Origin of the sequence: Paraburkholderia mimosarum LMG 23256 = NBRC 106338 (assembly GCF_000739815.1) — a bacterium.
Lineage (GTDB): Bacteria > Pseudomonadota > Gammaproteobacteria > Burkholderiales > Burkholderiaceae > Paraburkholderia > Paraburkholderia mimosarum.
The window spans coordinates 78,442-96,949 of the sequence record NZ_BBJJ01000020.1 but is presented as its reverse complement, the minus strand read 5'-3'; the positions used below and the strand labels follow the sequence as shown (position 1 = coordinate 96,949).

Annotated in this window: 20 protein-coding genes; 16 read left to right on the top strand and 4 right to left on the bottom strand. The window is 65.6% G+C overall.

What is annotated here, in order from left to right; all coding sequences use genetic code 11:
• Positions 1–11: 11 nt before the first annotated feature.
• Genes BMI01S_RS16960 through BMI01S_RS16915 form a run of 10 tightly spaced genes read left to right on the top strand, consistent with a single transcriptional unit; the run spans position 12 to position 8,370 of the window.
• Positions 12–1,157, top strand: a complete 1,146-nt coding sequence (locus BMI01S_RS16960; RefSeq protein WP_028230938.1) for an acyl-CoA dehydrogenase family protein — start codon at positions 12–14, stop codon at positions 1,155–1,157.
• Positions 1,154–2,317 (top strand): thiolase domain-containing protein, encoded by a 1,164-nt coding sequence (locus BMI01S_RS16955; RefSeq protein WP_028230937.1) that lies wholly within the window; start codon positions 1,154–1,156, stop codon positions 2,315–2,317. Before BMI01S_RS16960 ends, BMI01S_RS16955 begins: the two co-directional genes overlap by 4 nt.
• 2 nt (positions 2,318–2,319) lie before the next feature.
• The gene (locus BMI01S_RS16950; protein WP_081723405.1) at positions 2,320–2,766 is read left to right on the top strand and encodes a Zn-ribbon domain-containing OB-fold protein; all 447 of its coding nucleotides are present in this window, start codon (positions 2,320–2,322) and stop codon (positions 2,764–2,766) included.
• Between the two features lie 12 nt (positions 2,767–2,778).
• On the top strand, positions 2,779–4,020 hold the full coding sequence (locus BMI01S_RS16945) for a CaiB/BaiF CoA transferase family protein (protein WP_028212443.1): 1,242 nt from the start codon (positions 2,779–2,781) through the stop codon (positions 4,018–4,020).
• A gap of 43 nt (positions 4,021–4,063) precedes the next feature.
• The gene (locus BMI01S_RS16940; RefSeq protein WP_028212444.1) at positions 4,064–5,062 is read left to right on the top strand and encodes a DODA-type extradiol aromatic ring-opening family dioxygenase; all 999 of its coding nucleotides are present in this window, start codon (positions 4,064–4,066) and stop codon (positions 5,060–5,062) included.
• Between the two features lie 33 nt (positions 5,063–5,095).
• A complete protein-coding gene (locus BMI01S_RS16935; RefSeq protein ID WP_028212445.1) occupies positions 5,096–5,749 on the top strand; it encodes an RraA family protein in 654 nt (217 codons plus the stop codon).
• A 41-nt stretch (positions 5,750–5,790) separates the two neighbouring features.
• Complete coding sequence (locus BMI01S_RS16930; protein WP_028230935.1) at positions 5,791–6,471, top strand: RraA family protein; 681 nt, start codon at positions 5,791–5,793, stop codon at positions 6,469–6,471.
• Between the two features lie 2 nt (positions 6,472–6,473).
• The gene (locus BMI01S_RS16925; protein WP_028230934.1) at positions 6,474–7,136 is read left to right on the top strand and encodes a 4-carboxy-4-hydroxy-2-oxoadipate aldolase/oxaloacetate decarboxylase; all 663 of its coding nucleotides are present in this window, start codon (positions 6,474–6,476) and stop codon (positions 7,134–7,136) included.
• Between the two features lie 8 nt (positions 7,137–7,144).
• Positions 7,145–7,921 carry an enoyl-CoA hydratase/isomerase family protein gene (locus tag BMI01S_RS16920; RefSeq protein WP_028230933.1) on the top strand — a complete coding sequence of 259 codons (777 nt, stop codon included), beginning with the start codon at positions 7,145–7,147 and terminating at the stop codon, positions 7,919–7,921.
• A gap of 29 nt (positions 7,922–7,950) precedes the next feature.
• Positions 7,951–8,370: a PaaI family thioesterase gene (locus BMI01S_RS16915; RefSeq protein ID WP_051381408.1), complete on the top strand. Its 420-nt coding sequence runs from the start codon at positions 7,951–7,953 to the stop codon at positions 8,368–8,370.
• A gap of 37 nt (positions 8,371–8,407) precedes the next feature.
• On the opposite strand, the gene BMI01S_RS16910 is transcribed toward BMI01S_RS16915, so the two are convergent.
• On the bottom strand, positions 8,408–8,794 hold the full coding sequence (locus BMI01S_RS16910; RefSeq protein WP_028230931.1) for an MAPEG family protein: 387 nt from the start codon (positions 8,792–8,794) through the stop codon (positions 8,408–8,410).
• 364 nt (positions 8,795–9,158) lie between these two features.
• Here BMI01S_RS16910 and BMI01S_RS16905 point away from each other — a divergent pair, with 364 nt between their 5' ends.
• From BMI01S_RS16905 to BMI01S_RS16890, 4 genes are all read left to right on the top strand, one after another.
• Entirely contained in the window at positions 9,159–9,551 is a 393-nt protein-coding gene (locus BMI01S_RS16905; protein WP_154671239.1) for a hypothetical protein, read from the top strand.
• A 157-nt stretch (positions 9,552–9,708) separates the two neighbouring features.
• Positions 9,709–10,143 carry a phosphate-starvation-inducible protein PsiE gene (locus BMI01S_RS16900; RefSeq protein ID WP_036019277.1) on the top strand — a complete coding sequence of 145 codons (435 nt, stop codon included), beginning with the start codon at positions 9,709–9,711 and terminating at the stop codon, positions 10,141–10,143.
• Between the two features lie 166 nt (positions 10,144–10,309).
• Positions 10,310–10,804 (top strand): DUF305 domain-containing protein, encoded by a 495-nt coding sequence (locus tag BMI01S_RS16895; protein WP_028212453.1) that lies wholly within the window; start codon positions 10,310–10,312, stop codon positions 10,802–10,804.
• Positions 10,804–12,282 carry a YncE family protein gene (locus tag BMI01S_RS16890; protein WP_028212454.1) on the top strand — a complete coding sequence of 493 codons (1,479 nt, stop codon included), beginning with the start codon at positions 10,804–10,806 and terminating at the stop codon, positions 12,280–12,282. The genes BMI01S_RS16895 and BMI01S_RS16890 overlap by 1 nt, the downstream gene beginning before the upstream one ends.
• A 27-nt stretch (positions 12,283–12,309) precedes the next feature.
• Here the strand turns inward: BMI01S_RS16890 and BMI01S_RS16885 are convergent, their stop codons facing one another.
• Entirely contained in the window at positions 12,310–13,224 is a 915-nt protein-coding gene (locus tag BMI01S_RS16885) for an AraC family transcriptional regulator (protein WP_028212455.1), read from the bottom strand.
• Between the two features lie 102 nt (positions 13,225–13,326).
• Between BMI01S_RS16885 and BMI01S_RS16880 the strand changes: the two genes are divergently transcribed.
• Positions 13,327–14,076 (top strand): SDR family oxidoreductase, encoded by a 750-nt coding sequence (locus BMI01S_RS16880; RefSeq protein ID WP_028230930.1) that lies wholly within the window; start codon positions 13,327–13,329, stop codon positions 14,074–14,076.
• A gap of 37 nt (positions 14,077–14,113) precedes the next feature.
• On the opposite strand, the gene BMI01S_RS16875 is transcribed toward BMI01S_RS16880, so the two are convergent.
• Positions 14,114–14,503 (bottom strand): hypothetical protein, encoded by a 390-nt coding sequence (locus BMI01S_RS16875; protein WP_028230929.1) that lies wholly within the window; start codon positions 14,501–14,503, stop codon positions 14,114–14,116.
• A gap of 305 nt (positions 14,504–14,808) precedes the next feature.
• Here BMI01S_RS16875 and BMI01S_RS16870 point away from each other — a divergent pair, with 305 nt between their 5' ends.
• Entirely contained in the window at positions 14,809–16,179 is a 1,371-nt protein-coding gene (locus BMI01S_RS16870) for an MFS transporter (protein ID WP_154671238.1), read from the top strand.
• Here the strand turns inward: BMI01S_RS16870 and BMI01S_RS16865 are convergent.
• Complete coding sequence (locus BMI01S_RS16865; protein WP_028230927.1) at positions 16,173–18,401, bottom strand: SLC26A/SulP transporter family protein; 2,229 nt, start codon at positions 18,399–18,401, stop codon at positions 16,173–16,175. The two genes, BMI01S_RS16870 and BMI01S_RS16865, sit on opposite strands and share 7 nt — an antisense overlap.
• Positions 18,402–18,508: the final 107 nt, after the last annotated feature.

Sequence of the window (18,508 nt, the reverse complement as noted above, 5' to 3'; positions counted from 1 at the left end):
CACGATAAAACATGGACTTTTCCTTGACTGAAGATCACGTCGCACTGCAAGACGCGGTACGCCGCTTCTGCGACGGCGAATATCCCGCGCATCAGCGCGGCAATGCCGAAGATGCGGCGCTCGCGGCGCGCCGCCGCGCCGGTCTCGCGGAACTCGGCATCACCGGCCTCATCATCGACCCCGAGCAGGGCGGCAGCGGCTATGGCGCGGTGGAGACAATGCTGGTCGCGCAACAGCTGGGCCGTGCGCTGGGCGGCGCGGGCTGGCTTTCGAGCGGCATGCCGGCCGCTGCGCTGATTGGCGCGGCGGGCAGCGCGCAGCAGCGCTCGCAATGGCTCGAAGCGGCCGCATGCGGCGAAAAGGTGCTCGCGCTCGCCGTGGGCGAAGCCGATGCGCGCTACGACCTCGCACGCATCGCGGTGCGCGCGACGGAGACCGGCGACGGCTGGCGCATCGAGGGCACCAAGACGCTCGTGTTCGACGGCCCGACTGCCGACGCCTTCGTGGTGGCCGTGCGGACCTCGGGCGAGCGAGGGGACACGCAGGGCTTGTCGCTCTTCCTCGTCGATGCGAAAGCGCAAGGCGTCTCGCTGCGCCGCTTCGAAACGATCGACGCGCGCGAGGCGGCGCATGTGAGCTTCGCCAACGTGGCGGTGAGCAAGGCCGATTCGATCGGCGAGGTGGGCGAGGCCTACCCGCTCATCGAGGCGGCGCTCGACCGCGCCAATGCCGCGCTGTGCGCGGAATCGGTCGGCGCGCTCGAAGCGCTGCTCGAACTGACCGCCGAGCACCTGAAGACGCGCACGCAGTTCGGCGCGCCGCTCGCGAAGTTCCAGGCGCTGCAACACCGCGTCGCCGACATGCTCATCGCATTGGAGCAGGGCAAATCGATGGCGTGCGCCGCGGCCATCGCCGTGGACGAGAACGACCCCGCGCGCCGCAGCCGCTTCGTTTCGGCGGTGAAGGCATTCATCGGCGACGCTTGCAAGAACGCCGGCGAATGGGCGATCCAGCTGCACGGCGCGATGGGCATGACCGAAGAGTGCCGCGCGGGCCACTACGCGAAGCGCATGTTCGCGATCAACCTGACCTACGGCGACGCGACATGGCATCTCAACCGATTCACGGCGCAGCGTCTTGCGCAGGAGGCCGCATGAGCCTGAACGGACAAGCGTATATCGTCGGCGCCTACGAGCATCCCACGCGCAAGGCCGACGACCTCTCCGTCGCGCGCCTGCACGCCGATGTCGCGAAGGGCGCGCTGGAAGACGCGGGCCTCACGAAAGACGATATTGACGGCTACTTCTGCGCGGGCGACGCGCCGGGCCTCGGCACGACCACGATTGCGGAGTACCTTGGCCTGAAGCTGTGCCACGTCGATTCGACCGAATGCGGCGGGTCCGCGCCGATCCTCCACGTCGCGCACGCGGCGGAAGCGATCGCGGCAGGGCGCTGCAACGTGGCGCTGATTACGCTGGCAGGCCGCCCGCGTGCGGCAGGCGCGGCGCTCGCGCTCAAGTCGCCGGACCCCGACGCACCGGATGTGCAGTTCGAGCTGCCGTTCGGCCCGGCCACGCAAAACCTGTACGGCATGGTCGCGAAACGCCACATGTACGAGTTCGGCACGACGAGCGAGCAGCTCGCCTGGATCAAGGTCGCGGCCTCGCACCATGCGCAGCACAACCCGCACGCCATGCTGCGCAATGTGGTGACCGTCGAAGACGTCGTGAATTCGCCGATGGTGTCCGACCCGCTGCATCGTCTGGACTGCTGCGTAATGAGCGATGGCGGCGGCGCGCTCATCGTGGCGCGGCCCGAGATCGCGAAGCAGCTCAAGCGACCGCTCGTGAAGGTGCGCGGCACGGGCGAAGCGCCGAAACATGCGGCAGGCGGCAAGATCGATCTCACTTGGTCGGCGGCGAAGTGGTCGGGCGCGGCGGCTTTCGCGGAAGCCGGCCTGACTCCCGCCGATATCAAATACACGTCGCTCTACGACAGTTTCACGATCACGGTGCTCATGCAGCTCGAAGACCTCGGCTTCTGCAAGAAGGGCGAAGGCGGCCGATTCGTGCAGGACGGCGGCCTGATTTCTGGCGTGGGCAAGCTTCCCTTCAATACCGATGGCGGCGGCCTGTGCAACAACCATCCCGCGAACCGCGGCGGCGTGACGAAGGTGATCGAGGCCGTGCGCCAGCTGCGCGGCGAAGCCCACCCCGCCGTGCAGGTGCCGAACTGCGACATCGCGCTCGCCAACGGCATTGGCGGCGCGCTGGCGTCACGTCATACGGCCGCAACGCTCATTTTGGAACGGGTTTAACGATGAGTACGACTAATCAGAATCCCGCAGTGGAGAAGGCCGCGGAGAAGGGCGCAAAACCCGCTGGCCCGCGCCGTATTGCGCCGCCGCGTGTGTTGCCCGAGGCGCTGCCGTTCTGGGAGGCGGCGAAGGAAGGACGCCTGCTCCTGAAGCGATGTGCCGCGTGCGGCGAGACGCACTACTACCCGCGCGATATCTGCCCGCACTGCCTGAGCGCCAACACCGAGTGGGTCGAGTCCGCCGGGCAGGGCACGATTTACTCGTACAGCACGATGGGCAAGGAGGACGCGCGCTACACGCTCGCCTACGTGACGCTCGACGAAGGCGTGACGATGCTCACCAATCTCGTGGACTGCGACCCGGCCGCGCTCGCCATCGGACAACGCGTGCGGGTGACGTTCAAGCCGAGCGACGGCGGCTACCCCGTTGCGATGTTCACGCCGGCCTGAGGGAGAACGTCCATGACCGAAGCATTCAACGATTACGAGGCAAGCGGCCAGGCAAGCGCGGCTGCCCGCAAAGGCGCGCTCTCGCGCTTCACGATCATCGACGCCTCGCGCGTGCGCGCAGGCCCGACGGCCATGCGCCTCTTCGCCGACATGGGCGCGCGCGTGATCAAGCTCGAAATTCCGCCCGGCGCGCCCGGCGGCGACGACATGATCGGCGGGCGCGATCATAACCGCGCCGACTATGAGAACCTGCACCGCAACAAGGAAAGCCTCACGCTGAACATGAAGGACCCCGCCGGCCGCGAGATCCTTCACGAACTCGTCAAGCGTGCGGACGTGTTCATCGAGAACTTCCGGCCCGATGTGAAAGACCGCCTCGGCATTGGCCCAGACGCGTTGCGCGCGATCAATCCGCGCCTCGTCTACGCGAGCATCTCGGGCTTCGGCCAGGACGGCCCGTATGCGAACTGGCCGGGCTTCGACTCGATCGCGCAGGGCATGGGCGGCCTCATGAGCGTGACCGGCAAGCCCGGCGAAGGCCCGATGCGCGTGGGCATTCCCATCGCCGATCTTTGCGCGGGCCACTTCTGCGCGATGGCGATTCTCACGGCCCTGCTCGAACGCGAAGCGTCCGGCGAGGGCCAGTGGGTGCAGACCTCGCTGCTCGAGGCGCAACTGGCGATGCTCGACTTTCAGGCGGCGCAATGGCTCGTGGACAAGAAGGTGCCGCAGCAGGTGGGCAACGAGCACCCGCTGACCGTGCCGACCGGCGTGTTCCAGACGAAGGACGGCTACCTGAACCTCGCGGCCATCGGGCAGACGATGTGGACGCGCCTGTGCGAGGCGCTCGGCCTCGAGCATCTCGCGCGCGCTCCGGGCTACGACTCGGACCCGGCACGCGTGGCGAACCGCGACGCCGTGAACCGGGCCGTGGGCGAAGTGTTCAAGACCCGCACCACGAAGGAATGGACCGCAGTCCTGATCAAGGCGGGCGTGCCGTGCGGGCCGATTCACCGCATCGACGAAGTGTTCGAGGACCCTCAGGTCAAGCATCTCGGCATGGCGTGGCCGGTGGAGCTGCCCGGCAAGGGCGCGGTGGCCTTCGTGGGCCAGCCGTTCCGCCTCTCGCGTTATCCGCGTGAAGCGTCGCCCAGGCTCGCGCCCGAGCAGGGCGAGCATACGCAGGCCATCCTGCGCGAACTCGGCTACGCGGACGAGCAGATCGAACAATGGCGCGCGGCGTTCGTGGTTTGAACACGTTTGCGCAGGGCAACAACATTCAGGAGAAGGAGACGAAATGGCACGCCTCGTAGCCGCATTCGGCTCGTCGCACAGCATCATGCTCGTGTCGCAGCGCGAAGACTGGCAACACGGTTTTCGCGCGGTGGACCCGAAGAACCCGCATTACTTCGACAGGGCGGGCAACCACGTCAGCTACGGCGATCTGCTGGAGCGCGCGCCCCGCGAAGCCGAAGCGATGGTCACGCCGGAAAAGATGGGCGAACGCTACGACCAGGCCGAAGTGGCCATGGACGAGCTGCGTGATCGCATTCGCGCCGCGAAGCTCGACGTATTGTTCGTGGTGGGCGACGACCAGACCGAGTTGTTTCGCAACACGAATAACCCGGCGTTCGCGATCTATTACGGCGAGACGATCCGCAACGCGAAGCGCGAGACGAGCCCCAACGACAGCTGGTACGCCCGCGCCCGCACCATGCGCCAGGAACCCGACGCCGACGTGCACTACCCCGTCAAGGCGGAGATGGCCCGCTGGATGATCCGCGAGCTTTGCGAGCGCGACTTCGACATCGCGGCAATGGACGGCCTCGAGCGCGGCCAGTACGAGGGCCACGCGTTCTCGTTCATTCACCGCCGCTATCTGCAGGGCACGGATTTGCCCGTGATTCCGGTGATCGTCAACACATTCGATCCGCCCAACCAGCCCACGCCGCGCCGCTGCATCCAGCTTGGCGCCGCGCTGCGCGAACTGATCGAGGCCTATCCCGAAGACCTGCGCGTGGGCGTGCTCGCCTCGGGCGGCCTCTCGCACTTCGTGGTGGACGAAGAACTCGACAACGGCATTATCGAAGCGATTCGCCGCAAGGACAGCGCGTGGCTCGCCGCCCTCGACCCGAAGCAACTGCAGGCGGGCAGTTCGGAAATCCGCAACTGGATCATCGCGGTCGAGGCGGTGAAGTCGCTCGACCTCGACTGGGTCTCGTACATACCGGGCTACCGCAGTCCCGCGCTGACCGGCACGGGCTTGTGTTTCGCGGCGTGGCGCACGCTCGATTGACCAATATGCATTCAATCAGGACCTTACAACGACATGGCTGACCAAAACGTACAGCGCCTGCGGCGGCTCGACTGCTGCGCCGTCTCCGACGCGCTCGACAAACTCAAACTCCCCGGCGTGGTGAGCGGGCTGCCGCAGCGCTCGGGCCAGGGCCGCATTGCGGGCCGCGCGATCACCGTCAAGCTCGGCACGGGCGAAGCGCCGCCGGGACCGCCCGTGCATCTGGGCTGCGCCGCCGTCGAGCAGGCCGGGTCCGACAACGTGATCGTGGTCGAGCAACGCAGTGGCGTGGAAGCCGGTTGCTGGGGCGGCCTGCTGTCGCTCGCAGCCAAGGTGCGCCAGGTGGCGGGCGTGGTGGCGGACGGCCACGTGCGCGATATCGACGAAGCCATCGGCTATGAGCTGCCCGTGTTCAGCCGCTCGACCACGGCGCGCACGGCGCGTGGCCGCGTGGTGGAGAAGGGCACCAACGTGCCGGTGCAGATCGGGGAGGTGCAGGTGGAGGCCGGCGACTATGTCGTGGCCGACAACAGCGCCGTGATCTTCATCCGCGCGGCCGACATCGATTCTGTGCTGGAGACCGCCGAGACGATCGTCGCGAAGGAAGCTGCGATGGCGAAGGCGATTCTCGCGGGCGCGCCGGTCGGCAAGGTGATGGGCGGCAACTACGAACACATGCTCGCCTGAGCGCATCCCCATTTCCAGTTCACTGCAAAGATTCCGCAACCATGACGACGAACGACAATCCCGCCGCGCGCAGCGACCGCAACGTGGAACGCGCAGGCAAGCTCGACACGGCCACGCTTTCCGACGCGCTCGACAAACTCGGCATCAACGGCCAGTGCTACAAGGTCAAGGCGCGCAGCACCGACTTCCGCCTCGCGGGGCGCGCATGGACCCTCAAGTACGGTCCCGCGGCCAATCCGCCCGGCACGGTGGGCGACTATATCGACGACGTGCCCGAAGGCGCGGTCATCGTCCTCGATAACGGCGGCCGCGAAGACGCGACCGTGTGGGGCGACATTCTCACCGAGATCGCGCACCGCCGCGGCATTGCGGGCACGGTCATCAACGGCATCTGCCGCGACGTCGCGCTGTGCCTGAAGCTCGGCTATCCGATCTTCAGCCGCGATCACTGGATGCGCACGGGCAAAGACCGCGTGCAGGTGGAAGCGACCAATATTCCCGTGAACATCGGCGAGGCGCGCGTGCAGCCCGGCGACATTCTGCGCGGCGACGCCGATGGCGTGATCGTGATTCCGCACGAACACGAAGACACCGTGCTCGAAGCAGCAGAAATGATCCATCACGCGGAAGAAGCGATTCGCGAGGCGTGCCGTGGCGGCATGCGTCTTGACGAAGCGCGCAAGCAGTTCAAGTATCACCAGTTGCAGACGCGGGGGAAATGAACATGAACGAGCACGATTCGAGCACGACGATTCGCACTGCGATAGAACGCGTCGACAAGAGCGTGGTGGAGGACGCGCGCCGCGTGCCCGCGGCCACGCTGCATGAAGCCGGCGGCAAGATCGGCGCATTGCCGGCCGCCATCAAGCCGGTGGCGCCGGGTTTCCGGATTTGCGGCACGGCCGTCACCGTGCACTCGCCCGGCGGCGACAACCTCTGGCTGCACCGCGCGATTCTGCTCGCGCAGCCGGGCGACGTGCTGGTGGTCTACACGAACGGCGTGTACGAGCACGGTTACTGGGGCGAGGTGATGACGACGGCCGCGAAAGTGCGCGGGCTCGCGGGTCTCGTGATCGACGGCGCGGTGCGCGACGCCGACCTGCTGGAGTCGATCGGGTTTCCGGTCTTTTCGCGCGGGCTTGCCATTCGCGGCACCGGCAAGGACTATGGCGCGATCGGCTGGATCAACGAGCCGGTGATGATCGGCAACGTGACGGTGAGCGCGGGCGATCTGATCGTCGGCGATCGCGATGGCGTGGTGGTGATTCCGCGCGCGCGCGCGGCCGAGGTCGTGGCGAAGGGTGCGCAACGCGAGGCCGACGAAGCGGCGATCTGCAAGCGCATCGAGGCCGGGGAGACGACAATGCAGATCTACAACTTCCATTGAGCCCGGACATGACCTCGAAACCCGCCCACTCGCCGGGCCTTGCGCCCGAACTCACCATCGCGGGCGCGATTGCGACGATTACGCTGCGCCGCCCGGCCAGGGCGAACCGTCTCGAACCGGAGGACCTCGCCACGCTGCGCGGTTTCATCCGCGACGTGAACGCGAAGCGCGACGTGCTGGTGCTGCGCCTGTGCGCCGAGGGCCGCCACTTTTGCGCGGGCTTCAATATCGGCAGCCTCGCGGACGACAATGCGGCGGCGAGTTTCGAGGCGCTTGCCGATGAGCTCGAGCAGGCGCGCCCCGTGACGATCGCCGCGATCAACGGCGGTGTTTATGGTGGTGCGACCGATCTCGCGCTTGCGTGCGATTTTCGCATCGGCGTGGAGGGCAGCGAGATGTTCGTGCCGGCAGCGCGGCTCGGGCTGCTGTTCTACCGCGGCGGTTTGCAGCGTTACGTCTCGCGCCTTGGCTTGAACGTGGCGAAGCAGCTGCTGCTGCGCGCGGCCACGCTCGACGCCGCGCAAATGCTGGCCTGCGGCTTTCTCGACAGGGTCGTTGCGCACGCAACGTTATCCGATGAAGTCGAGCGTCTGAGCGGAGAACTCGCTGGCATGGCGCCGCTTGCCCTGCTCGGCATGAAGAAGTATCTGAACCGCATTGCGAACGGCACGCTCGACGCGGCTGAATTCCAGCGCGACGTAGCGCGGGCCGATGCTTCCCACGACCTTCGCGAAGGATCCCTCGCGTGGAAGGAAAAGCGCAGGCCGGTCTTTCGTGGCGAATGATCCATGAAGCGCCAATAAGGAAACCATCCATGGAAATCGACGAAAAGCCCGTGGTTGCCCGTGTCTACGGCGAGCATGGCTCGCTGCCGCCCATTACCACGACGCTGGGCGGCACCTTTGTTTCGTTGACCGACGATGCGCTCGAAGCGGAGTACATCGGCGCGCCCGCCTTCCTGAACCCGGCGGGACAGGTACAAGGCGGCATGCTGTGCGCCATGCTCGACGACGTAACGGCGACGCTCGTCGTCTCCACGCTGGCCGAAGGCGAGCACTGCGCGACGCTGAACCTGAACACCTCATTTCTGCGGCCCGCGAAGCCAGGCAAGCTGATCGGCCGCGCGACGCTCGTGCGCAGGGGGCGCGGCGTGTGCAACGTGAACGGAGAACTCTGGCAGGACGATCAGCTCGTTGCCACGGCGACAGCGGTGTGCATGGTCGTCGCGCGCTGAGGCCCGGCCGGGCAACAGTCCGGCGCGGCGCCATGACTCAATGCAGCAACGCGAGACTCAGGGCGATCCCGGCCGCATACGTGCCGAGCGCACCGAGAAATCTCGCGGGATTGGGCTTCGCCATCGTACGAAAGGCGAGCAGTCCGATCACCTCGAGGCAGCGGCACACGGTTGCGGCGACCATCAGCGCGAGCGTGGCAGGCGAAGGCGAGCGCGCGCCCAGGTAGAGAAAAAGCACCGCAAGGAAGGGGACATACTCGGCGGTGTTCGCATGCGCGCGCACGAACTTGTACAAGAGACTCGACGGGTCGGGCTCGCAGCCCGAGAGCGTGCCTTGGCGAAAGCGCAGTATGGAGATCGACACGCCGAGACCAAACAGCAAGAGACCGAGGACGGCCACACAGGCCAGCGCGATTCTGTCCATTTGACGCTCCCTGGCGGCCGATGGCGTGCCAGAGCTTCTGGCGGAATCCGGTGCGTTCGCAAGTGCAGAAGAGGCAGGTCGGCCATCGAGCCCCTCGACCAGATTGCTCAATCCACTGACGATATGCTAGTCCTCATTGCGCCGGCGTGGCGCGCAAGCGCTGATGTCACGTACGCAGGCGGTCGCCCGCGTATCGGTACGTTTTCGAACATGTCGAATTCCGCACGCTCTGTGCGGTACATCACCCATGCTGCCAACACGCGGTACGAATCTTCTTGATCGGTTGCGGGCGGCTTTCTACATTGAATTCACGCGCTGGCGGCAAATAGAGGAGCGCGAATAACCGGAAAGTACGAGGAATGGCATGCGGCGAAAATCTTCATGGCTCGGATTGACCCTGTGCCTTGTCGTCATGCACGCGTTCGGGCAGACGCAATCCCGCTTCGGTTCCCCTTGTGCCACCCCGCGGCAGCACGCTGCGACTGAGGCGCGCGTTGCCGCGATCACTCAGGGATTCGACGCTTATCGCATCGGCAACGATTACGCCTCGGCCGATAACCAGCGGCTGCAGGCGCTGGTCACCGTGCGCCGATGCCAGAACCACAGTTCTTCCGGCGATCGATGCAGCCGGGAACTCCAGCAATTTACCGTTGCAGATCAGCAGTACAAGTATGCGTCGCAGAACAGGGACGCATACAACGCGGCGGCGGCGCAGCAAGCCAGAGCCCGCGCTGCGGAACTGCCAGTTTGCCGGTGACACAGCGTTGATGTGCGACGGCGCTAGCGCGCCGCCGCGATCCTCTCCACTTCGGCCTCACGCCGGCTCCCAACGCCGCAGCGTATTTCTTTCCGCATTTCGAACTTTCATCTTGCCGCGCTACTATCGCCGTTCCGTATCTATGGGAATCGCGAAGATGAAGTACGAGAACGCTCTGCAACGAGCGATCAAGGAGCGCCTCGAGCGCGCCATGGAACTGGCCGAACTCTTCGGCCTGTTCATCATCGGAATCGGCACAGTGGCGGCCGTGGCCGCGCTGATCTGGCACATGGTGCATTCGGACGGCGTGACCCTGACCGATCTGCTGCTGATGTTCCTCTATCTCGAGATATTCGCGATGGTCGGGCAGTACCTCAAGGCCGGGCAGTTGCCCGTGCGCTTCCCGCTCTACATTGCGATGGTCTCGATTGCACGAGACCTCATCCTGCGCGCGGGCGCGAACACCGAACTGCATTTGCTGGCTTCCGCGGTGGCAATCGTGCTGATTGCGCTGGGCGTGCTGATCATCCGTTATGGGCAGACCCGATTTCCCAGTTCGACCGACGAGCGGCGCGTGGAAGAGGCGAAATAGGCAAGCCGTGGCGGGGCAGCAGCGGTTGGCGCGCGCGTGATAGCGGCAGGCGGTGCTTCGGCTTCTAACCTCCACTTTTGCGAAAACTGCGCGAGGGGCGGAATAACGCCGCCTCTGACGGGTTCACTGCGATGAGACACCTGTTTGCCACAACGGGAGAACCATCGTGCATACCTCAAGTCCTCATGCCGGGCGGATGTTCCTGAGTGCCGTCGTCGTGCTGACGATCCTGTCGTTTTGCGGTTCGTCCGCGTCCGCTTCGCGTTCCCAACCGGCGGCCCCCGACGAAGCGCCCTTCCTGGCCGAGAACGATACCGCCATGGCGAGGATGATGGACGACATGACCGTGACGCCGACAGGCGACGTCGATCGTGATTTCGTCGCAATGATGGTGCCTCACCATCAAGGCGCCATCGACATGGCACAGGCCGAACTGCGCTATGGGCACAACGAACAGTTGCGCCGCATCGCGCAGGAGATCGTCGTCGAGCAACAACAGGAAATCGTTGCCATGCGCGTGGCGCTCGGTCAGCCATTGCCGCCGCAGGTTGCCGCACCGGATCAGCAAAGGCCGGCTTCCATCCCTGCTGTGCCTTTCCACCCCACATCCCGCCAAGGCATTCAAATGAACCTGCCCAACCCCAAGCGCGAGGACCAGTGATGAAACGCCAATCGTCTTTCGCCATCGCATTGTCGGCGGCCGCGCTGGCCGCAATGCAGTTCGCCTGGGGCGGACAGGCTCCGGGATCGCTGTCCGATCCTGACGTTCCGGTGAGCCACCACGATCGCGTTTACGCGGCCGAGCAGTTTTCGAACACGGTGTCGGTGGTCGACCCCGCGGACAACAGGCTGGTCGGCCTGATCCGTCTCGGCGATCCCTCGCCGGGCAATTTCAGCCCCTTGTACAAGGGGCAACTGCTCGTGCACGGCATGGGCTACTCGCCGGACCATCATACGATCGCGGTCGTCTCGATCGGATCTAATTCGGTGTCGTTCATCGACACGCAGACCAACGCCGTCAAGCACGTCACTTACGTCGGACGCTCGCCTCATGAGGCGTTTTTCACTCCCGATGGCAAGGAAGTCTGGGTCACCGTGCGCGGCGAAAACTACGTCGCGGTGCTCGACGGCAAGACGTACGAGGAAAAAGCCCGCATTACCGTTCCGGCCGGCCCCGGCATGCAGATCTTCTCGCCGGACGGGAAGTATGGTTACGTTTGTTCGTCCTTCAACCCGGAGACCGAAGTGGTCTCCGTGGCCGACCACAAGATCGTCGGCACGGTCAGGCAGGCCAGTCCCTTCTGTCCCGATCTCGCGGCGACGCCCGACGGCAAGCAGGTCTGGTTCACGCTCAAGGACACCGGCAAGGTCCAGGTGTTCGATGCACAGCCGCCATTCGCGCTCATCAGGACGCTCGACACGGGGCCGATCACGAATCACGTGAACATCGTCCATAACGTGAAGGGCACGTTCGCGTACGTCACTGTTGGCGGCCTGAACGTGATCAAGGTGTTTCGAACCGACGACTTTTCGCAGGTCGCGACGATCCCTGTCGGCAACTTGCCGCATGGACTTTGGCCGTCGGGGGACGGCAGCCGCATCTATGTCGGTCTCGAGAACGCCGATGCGATGGCGGCGATCGACACACGCACCAACACGGTCGTCGCGACTGTGCCCATTGGCCAGGCGCCGCAGGCTGTCACCTATGTGCCGAATGCGGTGCCGGAGGGTGATGGGGCACAGAATCTCCAGCCACTCGGCCTGGCCGGTCAGAGCGTGCATATCTCGCTGATGCCGGTGGGGGCGGGCAAGGCGGCGGATACCGCCAATCCACCGACCACGGTTGCGCTGTTCGACCAGGGGCTCGTGCAGGTTCTCCAGGCTGCTGTCACCGGGCTGCAACCTAAGCAGCCCTATGTGCTCGGCCTGGCCGATAACCCGGATGGCACGGGTGACATTCAGGTACTGGCGAATTTCGTGTCCAATCCGGCCGGCTCGGCGATCGTCAATGCGCTCGGCCAGATTCGCGAGCTGGTCACGCCGGGAATGGGCGATGCCGGTGACAAGCGCCGCTACCTCGTGGTCGCCCCCAAAATCTCGGGCAAGCCCGGGGCGCCTGTGCAGGTGCAGACGCTGTAATTGCATCGGGGCAGCGGCACCGCGGTCCTAGCGACCCGCGGCCAGCTGTGCCTCCCGCGCGTACTGCGTGGGCGGCCGGCCGACGTGCCGCGTGAAGGCGACGCTGAAGGTGCTGGCGGAGCTGTAGCCGACGCGCTGCGCAATCTCGCCGACTCCGCCTGCGTTGCGTCGCAGGAGATCCTTCGCGAGCGCCATGCGCCAGGTGAGCAGATATTCCATCGGCGCGACGCCGACCGCGCGGCTGAAGCGCTCGAAAAAGGTCGAGCGCGAGAGCGCGGCTTCCTTCGCGAGATCGGCGACCGTCCATGCGCGCGTCGGGTGTTCGTGCATCCTGCGGATCGCAGCCGCCAGGCGGGAGTCGGAGAGTCCGCGCACGAGCCCCGGCGACGCGTTCATTTCCGCCATGGACCTCAGCGCCTCGATGAGCAGCACTTCGAGCAGGCGTGAGAGCACCACCTCGCGCGCGGGCCGCTGCTCGCGCGATTCCTCGCGCACCAGTTCCACGAGCGTGGCGAGCCGCCGCTCGCCGCGGACGTGCACGATCTGGGGCAACAACGAGACCAGCAGGGACGCATCCGGCGAACCGAAGCTGCAGTGGCCGATCATCATGCGCGAGTCGATCGGGCGATCCGGCGCACCGATTCTGAATTCACCGTTGCCGAGCGCGACGGGCGCCAGCATGTCGACGCCCGGCGGTGGCGGCATGAGGCTCGAATTGGCGACGCCGTAGGCCGCCGGAACCAGAAGGAAGTCACCCGAGAGCAGTTCGACGGGTTCGTGATCGTCGATGGCGATGCGGCATCCGCCTTCCAGGACCACGCAATAGAACGGCTGGCCAGTATCCGCGCGGCTGATGCGCCAGGGGCTGGCCCCATGGACGAGCTTGGAGTACCGGGCGCCCGGCTGCAGCAGCGTCACGACTTCGGCCAACGGGTCGGTCATTTCCGGACTCTCGCGAATGAAATTCGGATGTTTGATTGTAGCAAGTACGGCATGGGCGATCTATCGTATGGCACATCCAACCCACCGCACAGGAGTGTTCCCATGCAAACCGTACTGATCACCGGCTGCTCTTCCGGTTTCGGCCTCGAGATCGCCCGTTACTTTCTGGCTCGCGACTGGCGAGTGATCGCCACGATGCGCACGCCGCGCACCGATGTGCTGCCGTCGTCGAAGCGCTTGCGCGTGCTGGCGCTCGACATCACGAATGCGCAGAGCATTCGCGCAGCGGTAGAGGCTGCGGGCCCCATCGACGTGCTCGTCAACAACGCGGGCTTCGGCGCGGCTTCTCCGGCCGAACTCGTTCCGATCGCGACCGTGCGCGAGCTCTTCGAGACCAACACCATCGGCACGATCGCAATGACGCAGGCGGTGTTGCCGCAGTTTCGGCAGCGCAAGGCTGGTGTCGTCGTGAATGTCACATCGAGCGTGACGCTGAAGGCACTCCCGCTGATCGCCGCATACCGCGCGAGCAAGGCGGCAGTGAATGCATTCACGGAATCGATGGCGGTGGAACTCGAGCCGTTCGGCGTTCGCGCCCGCCTGGTGTTGCCGGGCCGTGCGCCCGATACCCGCTTCGCGGACAACGCGCGGGCGCATATGCTGGGCTTCGACCATGAGGCCTACGCCGATCTCGCGAGCAGGGTCCTGGCGGGCTTTGCGGATACCTCGTCGCCTGTCACGCATGCCGAGGACGTCGCCGAAGCCGTGTGGCGCGCCGCAACCGACCCGTCGTCCCCGATGCGCCTCCCCGCCGGCGCCGACGCACGAGCGTGGGCCGCCGAGGTTCGCTGACCACCCCGCGCCCCTGTGACTCGCGGGGACGCCGACATCACTCGCAGGTCACGACGCTGACCGGCAGGTTCTCGCTGTCCGTGCCGACTCTCCGGTGCGAGGCGGTGGTGAAGGAGCCGCCTGGCGGTATGCATGCCGATTGCCCCATCCCGCCGCCTGGCGCTTGCGGCGCACCGTTGTCGAACGACTGCCACGTGACGATGACCGGTTTGCCGCAGTTGTTGATCATGTCGGTGTAGTCGAGTCCTAGTTTGCGGTTCTCCCCGCGATATTCCCGGTCGATGCAGTCCGTCGAAAGCTCGCTCGGCTCGAAGCCCGGTGAGGCGGGGGGCGCCGCGCGATTGCCGCCATGGGCTCCGGTGTGGACCAGAAGGATCACGAGCAAGGCGGCATGGTGAGTGTCGGCCAGGATGCGGGAACGATTCATTTTTCACCTCGTTTCAGGGTCGCATCGAAAGCGATCAACGTCAGTTAGCTTCCCGCCGCTCACTGCGTCAAGCGCCGGGAGGCCCCTTATGTGGGCAAACAGACAGTGCCACTCGCGCACGATGTCGCTTCTGGAGCGTCACGCTGTCGTCTTTGTTCTAGGAGCGGCATTTATGGTCGCATTTACTGTACAGGCAATCACCGTGCGACTTCAGCGCCAAACCGCCCGCCTCGAGACGCGGCGCGATTCAGGTCCATTCATGGTGCCAGGCACGCCTAATTCACTTCACAATGGACGGCCCGATTATGAAAGCGTATCAGCCCCAGGTCGATCAAAAGACGCTTCGCAAGGTGATCATTGCCGCGGCGGTGGGTAACTTCGTCGAATGGTTCGACTTTGCCGTGTACGGATTTCTGGCAACGTTGCTCACTCACCAGTTCTTCCCGAATGGCGACCCGGCGATCGCATTGATGAAGACCTTCGCAGTCTTCGCCGTCGCTTTTGCGTTCCGACCGCTCGGCGGCGTCTTCTTCGGCGTGGTGGGGGACAGGGTAGGGCGCAAGAAAACGCTTGCGCTGACCATCTTGATCATGGCGGGCGCAACCACGGTGATCGGCTTGCTGCCGACCTACGCCGCAGTCGGCACGCTCGCGCCCCTGCTGCTCGCCATCGTCCGGTGCGTGCAAGGCTTTTCCGCCGGCGGAGAGTACGCGGGCGCCTGCGCGTACCTGATGGAGCATGCGCCGCGGCACCAGCGCGCGCGATACGGGAGCTTTATTCCCGTCTCCACGTTCCTGTCGTTCGCTAGCGCAGCCCTTGTGGCATCGGGACTCGACGCCATGCTTTCGCCCGAGGCGATGAGCAACTGGGGCTGGAGAATTCCGTTCATCGCCGCGGCGCCCATCGGCCTCGTCGGACTCTATCTGCGCACACGTCTTGGGGAGACGCCTTCGTTTGCCGCAGTCGAACACGATCACGACCTTGCCCACGCCCCGCTTCGCGAAACGCTCAGGACCCAGGCAAGCGCGATTGTGCGCCTGGGCGCTTTCGTTTCCGTGACCGCGCTCTCGTTCTATACGTTTACGACTTACTTTGCCACCTATCTACAGGTCGTGGGCCATCAGAGCCGGGCGAGCGCATTGTCGATCACGGTGATCGCGCTGGTATTCGCGGCGGCCATCTGCCCGCTTGCCGGCCTCTATTCCGATGCCGTGGGAAGACGAAAGACCGTTTTCACCGTATGCGCCATCCTGATCGCCGCTGTCTACCCTGCGTTCGTGCTCGGAGGGTCCGGGGATTTTCGCTTCGCAACCCTGGGCGCGGCCATGCTGGCGGTCGGCGCGGTCTTGTCGGGTGTGGTCACGGCAGCATTGCTATCGGAAGTCTTTCCGACCCGGACTCGTTACACCGCTTCGGCGATCACGTACAACCTTGCCTATACGATCTTTGGCGGCACGGCACCGCTGGTTGCCACCTGGCTGATCGAGTCGACCGGCAATAACCTCTCTCCCGCGTTCTACCTGATCGCCGTTTCGCTGCTGGCACTGGTTGGCGGCATGTCCTTGCCGGAAACGTCGCGGATTTCGCTCGATGGTCACCACCGCCAGGGCGAGGCCGATCCCGCTGCGGCGCGCGGCATGAAGCCCGAGCCGCATCCTTCGTCCACCGCTCAGTAGACCGCGCGCAAGGCCTCCGTGGCGAGGGCGAGCCGCGACGCGATGACCTTCACCAGAAAGCGATGAAACTGCTGGGCGGCTGCGGGGTCGTCCTGCTCCAGTAGAGCGAGCGCGGCCAGCGACAACCGGCACACGCGCGTCGGCATTTCGGCGTACACGTCCGCGCTGCGCGGCTGCTGCGTGTACACGGCCATCTCTCCGACGACCGTACCGGGGCAGCAAGCGCGCAGCCTGACCGACCGCCCGTTGCCGAGCGGCAGCGAAACCGTGACCCGGCCGCGTTCGATGATGTACAGCGAGTCGCCCGGCTCGCCGCGAAGAAACAGTGGCTGACCCGCCAGCAGTTCATGCGCTTCGAGCCTGGTCGACAGTGTGGCGAGCGCACGTTCCGTGAAATGCGGCGCGAGCAACGCGTTCAGGTCGTCGCCGCGCTTTTGCGCGAGCGCGCTGGATGCGAGTAGTTTCTCTTCGATCCATTCCAGGCCCGCATCGAGCGTGTCGAATTCGCGAATCCGCAGATTGAGCGTGCCGGATCGGGTCAGCAGATCGCGCGAGTGCGGCGGCAGCGCGGTCAAGATCAAGTCGGCGTCCGTTTGCGCGCAGAGCTGCCGCAGCTTGACGAAGCCGATCGATACCGAAGCGTCCATTCCCTGGGTCGACGCGAAGTCGAGCACGACGAAGCGGAGCGGCGCGGGCGCACGCGCGGCGAGCCGCTCGCGCATGCGCTGGAGGATCGAATTGGCCGTGCCGAAAAAGAGAAACCCTTGCAGGCACATGCCGCACACCTGTGCGCCGAGCCCGCGCAGTGCTTCGGTTTCCTCAATATTGCGTTCCACATTCGACGTCCGGGTACGAAGGTCGAATTCCATGCGTATGCAACTCACGCGGCCATAGAGCAGCGTGAACATCACGCACGCGGCGACGATGCCTGCGACCACGCCGATGACCACGCCCCACGCCGCGATCGTGCCGAGAATGACGGGCACGAGCAGGTACTCGTACCAGGCGAGCTTCGCCCAGGCGCCGACCACCCACTGCACGAGCAGGCGCAGCCCCATGAAAAGCTGAAGGCCGACGAGCACCGGCACGGGAAAGAGCGCGACGAAACCGGGCGATGCGGCAAGCAGGAAGAGGCATGCGAGCGATGCGAACACGCCCGCCATCCGGCTCGTCGCGCCCACGCGCGCGTTGAGCATGGATCGATTGAACGACTGATAGCCGACCATACCGCCCAGCAGCCCGCTCGCGAGATTGGCGAGGCCCGCCGCTCGCATCTCGCGATTGAGATCGATCTCCTCGCCCGTCGCCGCGCCGATCGCCGTCGAATTCATCAGGATCGTGACGGCCGAGACCGACGTGACCACGAGGCTCTCCGGCAGGTGCGCGGAGATCGCCGGCCAGTCGATGCCGCCGCGCGCGAGCTGCGCGCCGAGGTGCAGCTCGGGAAGCCCCGTGAGCCGAAACGCGGCGCGCGGCAGAAGCAGCCCCATGCGGCGCGCCTCGTCGATCGACAGCCCCGCGGCGCCCAGGAGGACGTAGAAGAGCACGATCCCGAAGGCCAGCGTGAGCGGCAGCGCCGCGACGTGTTTCCAGGTGCGCAACAGGATGGTGGCCAGCACGCCGGTGACGAGCGCGGGGAGCCACGCGAGCCAGTGCAGATGGGTCAGCAGCGCGAGCGTTCGCCATTGCAGCGACTCGCCCGTCATCACGCGGAACGCGCCGGCCAGCAGCAGATAGCCCGTGCCGGCGAGGAATCCGCCGAGGACCGGGTAAGGCAGGAACTGCAGCGAGCGGCTGCGCTTCGACGAACCGATCGCGTAGAGGACGATGCCGGTCACGATCGAACAGAGCGCGATCGCGATCAGCACGGTGAGGAGCAGGGTTTGCGGGGAGCCGCCGTCGGCGCGCACGCTGCTCGCGACGCCTGCGGCCACGCCCGCGAGAAACGCCGCCGCATTGCTGTCGGGGCCGCCGATGTTCAGGCGCATCGAACTCGTCAACGCAATCACGAGCGCCGTGACGACACAGCTGACGAGCGCGGTAGGCACGCCGAGCATCGCGTAGCGGGCGAGATCGGCGCTGAAGATCATCGTGCCGAGGCTCATCGCGTAGCACAGCATGACGAGCGCCGATACCGCCCCGGCCGCCAGATCGCCGGGCAGCCCCGCGACGCGCGAGCGCGGCGGGACATCGCCAACGGAAACGGTCTTGCCCGGCTTCACGTGAATTCCCGGTGGAATGCGCACTCTCGATGGGGAGCGATCCAGTATCCGTCCTCGACCGAAAGCCGTCAAACCCGGCCTACACGCGGTCAGTGCCGGCGCCTACA